Annotated in this window: 12 protein-coding genes and 1 pseudogene; 8 read left to right on the forward strand and 5 right to left on the reverse strand. The window is 62.7% G+C overall.

Annotated elements, in window-relative coordinates; translation table 11 throughout:
* Positions 1-73: 73 nt before the first annotated feature.
* Both INT12_RS32070 and INT12_RS22370 read right to left on the reverse strand, forming a co-directional pair.
* A pseudogene (locus tag INT12_RS32070) lies at positions 74-1,156 on the reverse strand (cache domain-containing protein); the annotation flags it as partial.
* A gap of 132 nt (positions 1,157-1,288) precedes the next feature.
* Entirely contained in the window at positions 1,289-2,179 is an 891-nt protein-coding gene (locus INT12_RS22370; protein ID WP_017847896.1) for a bestrophin family protein, read from the reverse strand.
* A gap of 180 nt (positions 2,180-2,359) precedes the next feature.
* Between INT12_RS22370 and INT12_RS22375 the strand changes: the two genes are divergently transcribed.
* Both INT12_RS22375 and INT12_RS22380 read left to right on the forward strand, forming a co-directional pair.
* On the forward strand, positions 2,360-2,623 hold the full coding sequence (locus INT12_RS22375; protein WP_017847895.1) for a hypothetical protein: 264 nt from the start codon (positions 2,360-2,362) through the stop codon (positions 2,621-2,623).
* The gene (locus INT12_RS22380; RefSeq protein ID WP_169884001.1) at positions 2,620-3,375 is read left to right on the forward strand and encodes a Fic/DOC family protein; all 756 of its coding nucleotides are present in this window, start codon (positions 2,620-2,622) and stop codon (positions 3,373-3,375) included. Before INT12_RS22375 ends, INT12_RS22380 begins: the two co-directional genes overlap by 4 nt.
* A 44-nt stretch (positions 3,376-3,419) precedes the next feature.
* Here the strand turns inward: INT12_RS22380 and INT12_RS22385 are convergent, their stop codons facing one another.
* A complete protein-coding gene (locus INT12_RS22385) occupies positions 3,420-3,719 on the reverse strand; it encodes an ArsR/SmtB family transcription factor (protein ID WP_032804674.1) in 300 nt (99 codons plus the stop codon).
* Positions 3,720-3,808: 89 nt separating this feature from the next.
* Between INT12_RS22385 and INT12_RS22390 the strand changes: the two genes are divergently transcribed.
* Positions 3,809-4,900 carry an NADH:flavin oxidoreductase/NADH oxidase gene (locus INT12_RS22390; RefSeq protein WP_046383887.1) on the forward strand — a complete coding sequence of 364 codons (1,092 nt, stop codon included), beginning with the start codon at positions 3,809-3,811 and terminating at the stop codon, positions 4,898-4,900.
* Positions 4,901-5,117: 217 nt separating this feature from the next.
* Here INT12_RS22390 and INT12_RS22395 read toward each other — a convergent pair whose 3' ends face one another.
* Positions 5,118-5,840, reverse strand: a complete 723-nt coding sequence (locus INT12_RS22395) for a FadR/GntR family transcriptional regulator (protein WP_017847891.1) — start codon at positions 5,838-5,840, stop codon at positions 5,118-5,120.
* 47 nt (positions 5,841-5,887) lie between these two features.
* On the reverse strand, positions 5,888-7,624 hold the full coding sequence (locus tag INT12_RS22400) for an IlvD/Edd family dehydratase (RefSeq protein WP_017847890.1): 1,737 nt from the start codon (positions 7,622-7,624) through the stop codon (positions 5,888-5,890).
* A 193-nt stretch (positions 7,625-7,817) separates the two neighbouring features.
* Here INT12_RS22400 and INT12_RS22405 point away from each other — a divergent pair, with 193 nt between their 5' ends.
* The 5 genes from INT12_RS22405 to INT12_RS22425 form a co-directional block, all read left to right on the forward strand.
* Positions 7,818-9,140 carry an MFS transporter gene (locus INT12_RS22405; protein ID WP_017847889.1) on the forward strand — a complete coding sequence of 441 codons (1,323 nt, stop codon included), beginning with the start codon at positions 7,818-7,820 and terminating at the stop codon, positions 9,138-9,140.
* Between the two features lie 15 nt (positions 9,141-9,155).
* Positions 9,156-10,148: an AraD1 family protein gene (gene araD1 / locus INT12_RS22410; protein WP_046383885.1), complete on the forward strand. Its 993-nt coding sequence runs from the start codon at positions 9,156-9,158 to the stop codon at positions 10,146-10,148.
* 11 nt (positions 10,149-10,159) lie between these two features.
* The gene (locus INT12_RS22415) at positions 10,160-11,740 is read left to right on the forward strand and encodes an aldehyde dehydrogenase (NADP(+)) (RefSeq protein WP_104903442.1); all 1,581 of its coding nucleotides are present in this window, start codon (positions 10,160-10,162) and stop codon (positions 11,738-11,740) included.
* Between the two features lie 36 nt (positions 11,741-11,776).
* Entirely contained in the window at positions 11,777-12,640 is an 864-nt protein-coding gene (locus tag INT12_RS22420; RefSeq protein WP_169883998.1) for an SMP-30/gluconolactonase/LRE family protein, read from the forward strand.
* 160 nt (positions 12,641-12,800) lie between these two features.
* A partial coding sequence (locus tag INT12_RS22425; protein ID WP_193059020.1) for a substrate-binding domain-containing protein occupies positions 12,801-13,582 on the forward strand: 782 nt, incomplete at its 3' end.

A 13,582-nucleotide genomic window follows, 5' to 3' on the forward strand; every position in this document is an offset into this window, starting at 1 on the left:
TGTCGGCGGCGGCGCTTTGCAGGTCGGAGGATGCGCTGCCGATGCGCTGTACCAGTTGGGCGATCATGCCCAGGAACTGGTTGAACCAGCCGGCCAGGCTGGCGGTTTCGTCCTTGCCTTGCACCTTGAGTTGGCGGGTGAGGTCGCCTTCACCTTCGGCGATTTCTTGCAGGCCGTCGGCGACCCCGCGAATCGGGCGCACGATCATGCTGGCGAAGCTCGCGCCGACAATCGCGAAGACCACGGCGAGTACCGCTGCGATGGCTGCGATCAGCCAGGTCAGGCGGGTGGCGTCGGCCATGACTTCGTCGCGCTTGATCAAGCCGATAAAGCGCCAGCCCAGGTCTTTGGAGCTGACCACGTTGGCCATGTAGGCCACGCCATCGATATCCACTTGGGTCACGCCGTCGCCGCGCTTGGCCAGTTCGGCGTAGTTGGCGCCAAGTTCGGCCATCGGCTTGAAGTTGTGCTTGGCGTCGCTGGGGTCCACCAGCACGTTGCCGTTGGCTTCCACCAGCATCAGGTAGCCGCTGTCGCCCAGCTTGATGTTGCGCACCAGTTCGGTGAGCTGCTTGAGCGAGACGTCCAGGCCGACCACGCCGAGCAGGGTGCCGCTGGCGTCGACCACGGTGTGGACCGTGCCGATCAGCACCACATCGTCCGGCGCCCAGTAATAGGCCCCGGTCCGCACGGTGGCGCCCGGAGCGGCCACGGCGGCTTTGTACCAGGGGCGTACACGCGGGTCGTAGTTGTTCAGTTTGGTGTCGTCAGGCCAGCTCGCATAACCGCCGTCGCTCAGGCCCAGGGACAGGTAGGCGGTGCTTGGATGGCTTTTGGCGAACTGCTCGAATATCGCCAGCAGCTCTTTATTCGTTGGTGTCAGCGGGATTTGTGCGGCGTCGGCACCGGCGTAGTTCTTCAGCTCCTTGGCCGCGACAACGCGAGGGTCTTTGGCCACGTACTCGACGTTCTGGCTGATGCCGTCGAAGAACTGCTTCATGCCGTTATCGATCTGACGGATCTCGCGGCCGCTGCTGTCGAGGAAATTGGCCACAGCCGCCTCGCGCAGGTTCAGCACCACCAGCACCGCCACCAGGATAACCGGCACGCACGCGATGGCCGCAAACGCCCAGGTCAGCTTTTGCTTGATATTCATGACTTCTCCCGCGGGTATTTATAGTTTTGGCAAGGGGAAAACAGTAGCGTCGCATGTATTGTTATGAGGGGTGCGCCCATGCGTACCCCTTATATCGACCGTCGGGGCACGCACTTGAGGCCGTGGGGGCGTTCAGCCGATACGGTTGCCGCCCAGCGCATCGCGCTGCATCGACTGCAGGTTGTTCTCGATGGTTTCGCAGATGGTTTCCATCTGGATCTGATGTTCGCTGGAATGAAACGGGCTTTGCAGGTCGGTGCCGATGCGCTCGATGGCCAGCAGCATGAAGCCCACCACCGTGGAGGCCAGCGGGGTGAACCAGCCCAGGGATTCGACCAGGCCCACCGGCACGATCAGGCAGAACAACGAAATGAACAGGCGCGGGAAGTACACGTAAGGGTAGGGCAGCGGGGTATTGGCGATGCGTTCCATGCCGCCCTGGGCGTTGGACAAATCCACCAGCGTCGACTCCAGCCGCGCCAGGCGGATGCTGTCCAGGTGCCCGGCCTTGTATTCCCTGGCCAACAGCGCCGCCGAGCCGGTGAGGATGTCATTGGCGAAATTGTTGGTGGCGCCGTTGCGCGCAAATTCCTCGGCCGGAATAAATGCCCGCACCTCGTCCGGGCACGGCCGGCCCTTGAGATGGGCGGCCAGGCAGTTCACATAGGCCACATGGCGGCGCAACAGGGTGGCCTTTACCGGGTTCACGTCGTTGCCGAGGTCATCCAATAGCGTCAGCACCTGCCGCGCGAAACTGCGCGAATTGTTGACCATCGCGCCCCATAAGGTGCGCGCTTCCCACCAGCGGTTGTAGGCGCTGCTGTTACGAAAACTGATCAGCACCACCAGCGCTGAACCGAGTAAGGTCAGCGGCATCAGCGGCAGGTTGATCTTGGTGGTGAGAAACAGCATGAAGTCCACGGTGACGGCGACGTCCCACAGCAACAGCCAGAACAGGGCCCAACCGACATAGCCCATGGTTTTGATGATCAGGCGGTATTTTTTGACGATGGCGGCTTTCAAACGGAGACCTCGCGGCGAGCGGTAAGCAACAGTGCCTAAGCTCGGACGTTGGTTTGCCGTGAAAGGTTCGGTGAAGGAGGGCGGTACACCGGATCAAATCAATGATTGCGCCCGTCGAGCTGGGTAGAGAGCAAGGACCACCACCATGCTATGCTCGAAAAGCTAACAGAGGGATTCCAAATGACGAGTACAACCGATGTCAGTATTGCCAGCAAAGTGCGCAGGCTGGCTAAAGCGCATCATGTCACCGCTGAACGTGACAGCATCAGCCGAATGGCGGTTGCCATCACCGGACTGGCTGGTGATGCGGTCGAATTGGATGGCGTGGAACAGTTATTGGTCAACCTTAAGCGCAAGGGTATTTTGAGCAAGTCGGAAACCCTTGCACTTCAAGGCAGTTATCTTCAGGAGAAGCGCCGCGCCAAGAAGAAACTCAGCGCATGAGTTTTGATCCTTTCGGAGATTTTGATACCGCTGGATATCTTCAAAACGCGTTACAGCTTAAAGATCCTATGGAGGTCAAGGAGTCCGAGCATCTGTCCTTTGAGTTGAGCGTGGAAGATGCACTGGGTTATTTGGCCAAGAAAAAACCGATTGATTACAAGTCGGTCCTCAAAGTACACGAAATCTTGTTTTCTGATTTCTATCACTGGGCGGGTAAAGATCGAAATGATCTGGTGCCGCATCTTGCCGTATTCAAGGGTTCCCACGACGATCCTTGGCATACTGTCTTTGAACATCCTGGCTCGATCAAGCGCTCCATTGACTATGCGCTTGAACTGGCGTCGAACAAGAAGCGCTTCAGAGAGCGTCCTGGCGATGTGATGGGGCAACTAGCATTTGCGCACCCTTTTCTTGATGGTAATGGGCGCACGATTCTGCTTGTTTTCATGGAACTTTGTTATCGCGCCAAGTTCGCCATTGAGTGGTCGAAAACGAACAAGGACGATTATCTTCGGGCACTTAGCGAAGAGCTCAGGGCACCGTTCAAGGGGCATCTTAATAATTACTTGAAACCCTTTGTCGTCGATATCGCCCACCGTGATGAATGGCCGGGCATGATAGGTGGCATCAAGGGATTGGATGGCCTGGATAAAGAAGGGATAACTTACGAAAATCTGGACGATCCTGAGGTTCAACAGATCTACAAAACCTATCGAGCACAACTGATCGATACACCCCCGTCCGCAAAATAGAGCAGTGACGTAATACGCTCGGATCGCTGTCCTGATCCTATCGTTTACCGCTGAGCCAGAACACTCGCCAGCAACCCGGGAAAACGCGCCTCAAGCACATCCGCGCGCAACGAATTCAGATGCGTGGTGCCGACGCTGCGGGTGTGGACCAGCCCGGCATCGCGCAGCACGCGGAAGTGGTGGGACATGCTGGATTTCGGCCGTCCGCCGTCCAGTTCGCCGCAGGTGGCCTCGGGCACGTCGGCCAGGTAGCGGATGATTTCCAGGCGCACCGGGTCGCTCAAGGCGTAGAGCACGCGTTCGAGTGTCAGGTCTTGCAGGGCGGGGTGTTTGAAGGCTCGCATAAAACAAATGATAACAGGGCTGGTGTTGAATACCATAGTTCGAATACCATCGAACTATCGAATCAATCACTCGCTCCTGGAGGTGCCTGATGGCTGCCTTGTTTGAACCCTACAAACTCAAAGACGTGACCTTGCGCAATCGCATCGCGATCCCGCCGATGTGCCAGTACATGGCCAACGACGGCATCGTCAACGACTGGCACCACGTTCACCTGGCCAGCATGGCCCGTGGCGGCGCCGGTTTGCTGGTGGTCGAAGCCACCGCGGTGTCCCCTGAAGGCCGTATCACTCCTGGTTGTGCGGGTATCTGGAGCGATGCCCACGCTCAGGCGTTCGTGCCGATGGTCAAGGCCATCAAGGCTGCTGGCGCGGTGCCAGGCATTCAGATCGCCCACGCCGGTCGCAAGGCCAGTGCCAACCGCCCATGGGAAGGCGACGACCATATCCCCGCTTCCGATGCGCGCAGCTGGGAAACCATTGCGCCTTCGGCCATTGCGTTCGGCGCCAACCTGCCTAACGTGCCGCGCGCCATGACCCTGGACGACATCGCCCGCGTGCGCCAGGACTTCGTCGACGCCGCCCGCCGTGCCCGCGACGCCGGTTTTGAATGGATCGAACTGCACTTCGCCCACGGCTACCTGGGCCAGAGCTTTTTCTCCGAACATTCCAACCAGCGCACCGACGCCTACGGCGGCAGCTTCGACAATCGCAGCCGTTTCCTCCTGGAAACCCTGGCCGCTGTGCGCGAAGTCTGGCCGGAAAACCTGCCGTTGACCGCGCGTTTCGGCGTGATCGAATACGACGGCCGTGACGAGCAGACGCTGACCGAATCCATCGAACTGGCCCGTCGCTTCAAGGCCGGTGGCCTCGACCTGCTGAGCGTCAGCGTCGGCTTCACCATTGCTGACACCCAGATCCCGTGGGGCCCGGCGTTCCTGGGGCCGATCGCTGAGCGCGTGCGTCGCGAAGCCGGCATCCCGGTCACTTCGGCCTGGGGGTTTGGCACGCCGCAATTGGCGGAAGGTGCGTTGCAGGCCGGGCAGGTGGATTTGGTCTCGGTGGGGCGCGCGCATCTGGCTGATCCGCATTGGGCGTACTTTGCCGCCAAGGAACTGGGGGTAGAGAACGCCTCCTGGACCTTGCCTGCGCCGTATGCCTATTGGTTGGAACGCTATCGCTGAGGCGGCCGCTCAGTAAGACCTGTGGGAGATGTCGAGCCCCAGCGAGGCCGCGATAGCGGTGGGTCAGGCAGCAACAATGCTGGCAGAACCACCGTCATCGAAGCCTCGCTGGGGCTCGACATCTCCCACATTTGATCTCCAGGGCTGACAGAAAGTGTTCTTGCGCCCCGCCTTGCGGGTGCCGTCGAGCCTCACGGTTGTCGAGCGAGGGTGGGGCTTATAACGGCGTCAGCACATTCATCACCGTATCCAGCGCCACCCGCGTGTCGTCCAGTTGCACCAGCGAGGCATGCCGGGCGCCGAGGGCGTCGCGGTTCTGGATCGCGGTGAGGATCGCCTTGTGCCGGGGCAGGCTCAGGCCCTGGATATCCGGGCGGCGGTTGGTGATGTTGATCGACTCGCGCAGCGGCAGCGACAGCATGTTGCACATATACGCCAGCAGGTCGTTGCGTGTAGCGTCGGCAATCGCACGGTGGAAGTCCAGGTCGGCCTGTAGCAGCGCGTCGTGGGTCTGCGCGGTTTCCATGCCGAGGTAGGCTTTTTCGATGGTGGCGATGTCTTCAGCGGTCGCGGTGGTCGCGGCCATGGCGGCGATTTCCGGTTCGAGGATGCGCCGCACGCCAGCCAGGGTGTTGAAGAACTCGCTATGGGGGGTGGACTGCATCAACCAGGACAGTACGTCCGGGTCGAGCAGGTGCCACTTCACCCGCGGCCGCACCACCGCGCCCACCCGTGGCTTGGAATACACCAGGCCCTTGGCGCTGAGCACCCGGGTCGCCTCGCGCAATACCGAGCGGCTGACCTTGTACTCCTCACACAGCGTGGCCTCCATGGGCAGTCGTTCTTCTGGTTTGAAGCGACCGGAAACGATGTGCATGCCCAAGTCCTGGACGATCTGGGCATGCATGCTCTTGCGCGGCTTGGACGGCTGGTGATCCATAACGACAGGGATGCTCTGGCTAAATAGGCGGCATCATAGCATCCCAATTAGTGGGAATGACGTGGGACTTCGGCCCCGCGGCAACCCACCAGGAAATCGAAGTCGCAGCCCTGGTCCGCCTGCAGCACATGGTCGATGTACAGCTGGCGATAGCCGCCGACGATCAGCTTCTGCGGTGGTTTCAGGTCCGCCATGCGCGCCGCCAGTTCGGCGTCGGGGATGTCCAGGTGCAAGCGCCCGTTGGCGCAGTCGAGTTCGATCCAGTCGCCTTCGCGCACCGCAGCCAACGGCCCGCCGGCAGCGGCTTCCGGTGCGACGTGCAAGACCACCGTGCCATACGCCGTGCCGCTCATGCGCGCATCGGAAATCCGCACCATGTCGGTCACGCCCTGGGCCAGCAGCTTGGCGGGCAGGCCCATGTTGCCGACTTCGGCCATGCCCGGATAACCCTTGGGCCCACAGTTTTTCATGACCAGGATCGAGTGGGCGTCCACCTCCAGTTCCGGGTCGTTGATGCGCGCCTTGTACATGTCGAAATCCTCGAACACCACGGCGCGGCCACGGTGCTGCATCAGCTCCGCGCTGGCGGCCGACGGCTTGAGCACCGCGCCCAGCGGGGCCAGGTTGCCGCGCAGCACGCAGATGCCGCCGTCGGCGCGGATCGGGTTGTCGAGGGTGCGGATCACTTCGTCCTGGCCGTAGATCGGCGAGTCCTTGGTGTTCTCGCCCAGCGACTTGCCGTTGACGGTTAAGGCGTTCGGGTGCGGGATCAGGTTGGCTTCACCGAGCCGGCGCAGCACCGCCGGCAGGCCGCCGGCGTAGTAGAACTCTTCCATCAAGAAACGCCCGGACGGTTGCAGGTCGACGATGGTCGGCATGCCGCGCCCGATGCGCGTCCAGTCGTCCAGGTCCAGCTCCACGCCGATGCGCCCGGCGATGGCTTTGAGGTGGATCACCGCATTGGTCGAACCGCCGATGGCCGCGTTCACGCGGATCGCGTTTTCGAAGGCTTCCTTGGTGAGGATCTTCGACAGCTTCAAGTCTTCGCGCACCATCTCCACCGCACGCATGCCGGACATATGCGCCAGCACATAACGCCGTGCATCCACCGCCGGGATCGCCGCGTTGTGGGGCAGGGAGGTGCCGAGTGCCTCGGCCATGCAGGCCATGGTCGACGCGGTGCCCATGGTGTTGCAGGTGCCCGCCGAACGCGACATGCCGCCCTCGGCCGCGAGGAAGTCATCCAGGCTGATGGTGCCGGCCTTGACCTGTTCGCTGAGCTGCCACACCACCGTGCCCGAGCCGATGTCCTGGCCCTTGTGCTTGCCGTTGAGCATCGGCCCGCCGGTGACCACGATGGCCGGCACGTCGCAACTGGCCGCGCCCATCAGCAGCGCCGGGGTGGTTTTGTCGCAGCCGGTCAGCAACACCACGCCGTCGATGGGGTTGCCGCGAATCGCTTCTTCCACGTCCATGCTCGCCAGGTTGCGCGTGAGCATGGCGGTAGGGCGCAGGTTCGATTCGCCATTGGAGAACACCGGGAATTCCACGGGGAAGCCGCCGGCCTCGATCACGCCGCGTTTGACGTGCTCGGCGATCTGGCGGAAATGCGCGTTGCACGGCGTCAATTCCGACCAGGTGTTGCAGATACCGATGATCGGTTTGCCATGGAACTGATGGTCGGCGATGCCCTGGTTCTTCATCCAGCTGCGGTACATGAAGCCGTTCTTGTCGGCGGTACCGAACCACTGGGCGGAGCGTAGGCCGGGCTTTTTATCAGGCATGATGGTTTCTCTTATTGTATGACTATATGTTCTATGCGTGCTTAAACATAAGCGCAAAATCGAAGCTTTGGAAGAGTTGTTTTGCAAATAGTCATACTATATAGTCTGGCTTAACTGAGGTATGGCCCTGGCGGATTTTCGCGAGAGGCGTCCCCCGAGCTTCTATAAAAACAACAATCGGAGATCGACCCCCATGAGCCAGGAACTGCGGCTTATACGGCGCATCACGCTGAAACTGATTCCCTTCCTCATCCTGCTGTACCTGATCGCCTACGTGGACCGCTCCGCCGTGGGTTTCGCCAAGCTGCACATGGGCGCCGACGTCGGCATCGGTGATGCGGCCTACGGTTTGGGCGCGGGTCTGTTCTTCATTGGCTATTTCCTGTTCGAGATCCCCAGCAACCTGATGCTCGATCGCTTCGGCGCGCGGCGCTGGTTCGCGCGCATCATGCTCACCTGGGGCGCCATCACCATCGGCATGGCGTTCGTGCAGGGGCCACACAGCTTCTATGTGATGCGCTTTCTGCTCGGCGCGGCGGAGGCGGGGTTCTTTCCTGGCGTTCTGTACTACATCACCCAGTGGTTCCCGGTGCGCCATCGCGGCAAGATCCTCGGGCTGTTCATCCTCTCCCAGCCGATCGCGATGATGATCACCGGCCCCGTGTCCGGCGGCCTGCTGGGCATGGACGGCGTCCTCGGCCTGCACGGCTGGCAATGGCTGTTCATCGTCATCGGCACCCCGGCGCTCCTGCTCACCTGGCCGGTGCTGCGCTACCTGCCGGACGGCCCCAAGCAGGTCAACTGGATGAGCGAGGACGAAAAAACCTGGCTCACCGGCGAACTGGCCAAGGACCTGCAAGCCTACGGCCAGACCCGCCACGGCAACCCGCTGCACGCCCTCAAGGACAAGCGCGTGCTGCTGCTGGCGCTGTTCTACCTGCCGGTGACCCTGAGCATCTACGGCCTGGGCCTGTGGTTGCCGACCCTGATCAAGCAGTTCGGCGGCACGGACCTGGTTACCGGCTTTGTGTCGGCGGTGCCGTATATCTTCGGCATCGTCGGGCTGTTGATCATCCCGCGCAGTTCCGACCGTTTGAACGACCGCTACGGCCACCTGGCGGTGCTCTATGTACTGGGTGCCATCGGCCTGTTCTGCAGTGCCTGGCTGAGTGTGCCGGTGCTGCAAATGGCCGCGCTGTGCCTGGCGGCGTTCGCACTGTTTTCCTGCACGGCGGTGTTCTGGACCCTGCCGGGGCGGTTTTTCGCCGGCGCCAGTGCGGCAGCGGGCATTGCGTTGATCAACTCGGTGGGCAACCTCGGCGGCTATATCGGCCCGTTCGTGATCGGCGCGCTCAAGGAATACACCGGCAACCTGGCTTCGGGCTTGTACTTTTTGTCCCTGGTGATGGTGTTCGGGCTGGTCTTGACCGGCGTGGTCTACCGCGTGCTGGAGCGCAAGCATGTGCTGCCTGCCGAGCAATTCGCCGCCAGTGCCCGTGGCGCCACACGTACTTAATCGAGGAGAAGTTTCATGCGTTTAGTTCAGTTCGAGGTGTCCAACGGCGAGCGCCGGGTCGGCGTGGTGGAGGGCAGCCAGGTGCGCGAAGTGCTCAGCGCCCACAGTGTGCGCGAGTTGGCGCTGGCCGCGATCGAAGCCGGCGTGGGCCTGGTGCAGCAGGTGCAGAGCCTCGGCCTGGGCGACAGTCATCATTACGCCGAGCTGCTGGCCGACCTGAAGATCCTGCCACCGCTGGACCACCCGGACCCGGCCCATATGCTGATCAGCGGCACCGGCCTGACCCACCTGGGCAGCGCGTCGGCGCGGGACAAGATGCACCAGCAGGCCGGTGACGACAGCGCGTTGACCGACACCATGCGTATCTTCAAGTGGGGCGTGGAAGGCGGCAAACCGGCGGCCGGCCAGGCGGGCGTGCAGCCGGAGTGGTTCTACAAGGGCGACGGCAGCATCGTGGTGCGCCCCGGCGCGGCGTTCCCGGTGCCGCCCTTTGCCGAAGACGCCGGCGAAGAGCCGGAGATCGGCGGGCTGTATGTGATCGGCCACGACCGCAAGCCCTATCGCCTGGGTTTCGCGGTGGGCAACGAGTTCTCCGACCACGTGATGGAACGCAAGAACTACCTGTACCTGGCCCATTCCAAACTGCGCAGTTGCAGCTACGGCCCGGAGTTGCGCGTGGGCGAGTTGCCCCGGCATCTTGCGGGCACCAGCCGCATCCTGCGTAACGGCGAGGCGATCTGGCAGAACGAGTTCCTCAGTGGCGAGGCCAATATGTGCCACAGTCTGGAAAACCTTGAGTACCACCACTTCAAGTACAGCCAGTTCCTCAAACCCGGCGATGTACACATTCATTTCTTCGGCACCGCCACCCTGTCATTCGCCGACGGTATACGTACTCAACCGGGCGATGTGTTCGAGATCAGCCAGGCCGAGTTCGGCGCGCCGCTGGTCAATCGTGTCGGCAGTGCCGACGCCGTCTTCGAACCCGGCGACGTCATCACCCTTTAAAGGAGAGCCACATGCCCCAGTTCCTTGGTCACAACTACATCGGCGGCCAGCGCAGCGCCAACGGCAGCGTCAAGCTCCAGAGCATGGATGCTGCGACCGGCGAAGCCTTGCCCCAGGATTTTTACCAGGCGACCCCGCAAGAAGTCGACGCCGCCGCCCAGGCTGCCGCGGCGGCTTACCCGGCCTACCGCGTCTTGAGTGCCGCGCGGCGTGCGCAGTTCCTCGACGCGATCGCCGACGAGCTGGATGCCCTGAGCGATAACTTCATCGACCTGGTGTGCCGCGAAACCGCGCTGCCCGCCGCGCGAATCAAGGGCGAACGCGGGCGCACCAGTGGGCAGATGCGTCTGTTCGCCAACGTCTTGCGTCGCGGCGATTTCTACGGTGCGCGCATCGACAAGGCCCTACCGGATCGCCAGCCCCTGCCACGCCCGGACCTGCGTCAGTACCGCATCGGCCTGGGCCCGGTCGCCGTGTTTGGTGCGAGCAACTTCCCCCTGGCGTTTTCCACGGCGGGCGGGGATACCGCCGCCGCGTTGGCGGCCGGCTGCCCGGTGGTGTTCAAGGCCCACGGCGGGCATATGGCCACGGCCGAACGCGTCGCCGATGCGATCATTCGCGCGGCCGAGGCCACCGAGATGCCGGCGGGCGTGTTCAACATGATCTTTGGTGGCGGCGTCGGTGAAGCGCTGGTCAAGCACCCGGCGATCCAGGCGGTCGGCTTTACCGGCTCGCTCAAGGGCGGGCGCGCCCTGTGCGACATGGCGGCGGCGCGTCCGCAGCCGATCCCGGTATTCGCCGAGATGTCGAGCATCAACCCGGTCATCGTGTTGCCCCAGGCCCTGCAGGCGCGGGCCGAAACCGTGGCACGCGAGCTGACTGCCTCGGTGGTGCAAGGCTGCGGCCAGTTCTGTACCAACCCCGGTCTGGTGATCGGCCTCGCGTCGCCGGCCTTCAGTGCGTTCACCCAACAGGTCGCGCAACTGATCGGCGATCAGCCGGCGCAGACCATGCTCAATGCCGGCACCTTGAGCAGCTATGACAAGGGCCTGCAAAAACTGCTGGCGCACCCCGGCATCCAACACCTGGCCGGTCAGGCTCAAGCCGGGCATCAGGCGCGGCCGCAGTTGTTCAAGGCCGATGTCAGCCTGCTGATCGACGGCGATGAAGTGCTACAAGAGGAAGTGTTCGGCCCCACCACGGTGTTCGTCGAAGTCGCCGACCAGGCCCAGCTCAGCGCCGCCTTGCATGGCCTGCACGGACAGCTCACGGCGACGATCATCGGCGAGCCGGCCGACCTGCAACAGTTCGCCGAACTCACGCCGCTGCTGGAGCAGAAAGTCGGGCGTATCCTGCTCAACGGTTACCCGACCGGCGTGGAAGTCTGCGATGCGATGGTGCATGGCGGGCCGTACCCGGCGACGTCGGATGCGCGTGGCACCTCGGTCGGCAGCCTGGCCATCGACCGCTTCCTGCGCCCGGTGTGTTTCCAGAACTACCCGGACAGCCTGCTGCCCGACGCGTTGAAAAACGCCAACCCGTTGCGTATCCAGCGCCTGGTGGATGGCACACCGTCACGCGACTCGCTGTAACGCGCACCTGAGAACAATAACAATCCAGGAGGCAACATGTCGTTTCACGCCGTCAGCGCACACCGTGCGCAACTGGGGGAGGGCCCGTTCTGGGACGTGCCCACCCAGGCCCTGTATTGGGTCGACATCGCTGGCAAACAGGCGCTGCGCCTGCTGGACGGGCAGTTGCAGGCCTGGCGGTTGCCGGAGCATGTGTCCGCGTTTATCCCGTGTGAACGCGGCGATGCGCTGGTGACCTTGAGCAGCGGCGTCTACCGACTGGACCTGGCGAGCGCCGCCTTGAGCCTGTTCTGCGTGGCCGACCCGCACGCGGGCAACCGTGGCAATGAAGCGCGCTGCGACGCCCAGGGCCGCCTGTGGCTGGGCACCATGCAGAACAACCTCGGCGAGCACGGCGAAGACCTGCCCGTTACACGACGTTCCGGCGGGCTGTTTCGCGTGGATGCCGATGCGCGGGTCACGCCGCTGCTGCACGGCCTGGGTATTCCCAACACCTTGCTGTGGAGCGACGACGGGCGCCAGGTGCATTTCGGTGACAGCCTCGACGGCACGCTGTATCGGCATGCGATCCAAGCGAACGGCCAACTCGACCCCGCCCAGCCCTGGTTCGGCCCACATGGGCGCGGCGGGCCGGACGGGTCGGCGATGGACAGTCAGGGCTACATCTGGAACGCGCGCTGGAACGGCAGTTGCCTGCTGCGCCTGACGCCGGACGGTGAAGTCGATCGCATCGTCGAACTGCCCGTCAGCCGCCCCACCAGTTGCGTGTTCGGCGGGCCCGACCTCACCACCCTGTACATCACCAGCGCCGCCAGCCCTCTCGAACACCCCCTGGATGGCGCGGTGCTTGCCATCGAGGTCGATGTGCCCGGTAAACCCTGTCATCGCTTTGCCGGCTAAACGCTATACCGCTTCACCGCTTTACCCCTGTAGGAGCGAGCTTGCTCGCGAAAAACGTTAACGATGACGCGCGCATCCTGAATGCACGCGGCGCTCTCAGGCTTTTCGCGAGCAAGCTCGCTCCTACAAAAAAAGAAAACAACAATAAGGAGTCAACCGTATGAATCGTCGTCGTGCTATCCGTTCCTTGTGCTGCGCCGCTGTGGCGGTCTCGGCCATCAGCTTGAGTGGGCTGTCGCTGGCCGCTGAAGCAGTAAAAATCGGCTTCCTGGTCAAACAAGCCGAAGAACCCTGGTTCCAGACCGAATGGGCCTTCGCCGAAAAAGCCGGCAAGGAACATGGTTTCACTGTGATCAAGATCGCCGTGCCCGACGGCGAGAAGACCCTCTCGGCCATCGACAGCCTGGCCGCCAACGGCGCCAAGGGCTTTGTGATCTGCCCGCCGGACGTGTCCCTCGGCCCGGCCATTGTCGCCAAGGCCAAGGTCAACGGCTTGAAAGTCATGGCCGTGGATGATCGCTTCGTCGACGCCAAGGGCAATTTCATGGAAGACGTGCCGTACCTGGGCATGGCCGCGTTCGAAGTCGGCCAGAAGCAAGGCGCGGCGATGGCCGCCGAGGCGAAGAAACGCGGTTGGGACTGGAAGGACACCTACGCGGTGATCAACACCTTCAACGAGCTCGACACCGGTAAAAAACGCACCGACGGTTCGATCAAATCCCTCGAAGAGGCCGGCATCCCCAAAGACCATATCCTCACCGCCGCGCTCAAGACCCTCGACGTGCCCGGCAGCATGGACGCCACCAACTCGGCCCTGGTCAAGCTGCCCAGCGGCGCGAAGAACCTGATCATCGGCGGCATGAACGACAACACCGTGCTCGGCGGCGTGCGCGCCACCGAAAGCGCCGGCTTCAAAGCCGCCAACGTGATCGGCATCGGCAT

This window comes from Pseudomonas sp. K8 (assembly GCF_014889455.1).
Lineage (GTDB): Bacteria > Pseudomonadota > Gammaproteobacteria > Pseudomonadales > Pseudomonadaceae > Aquipseudomonas > Aquipseudomonas veronii.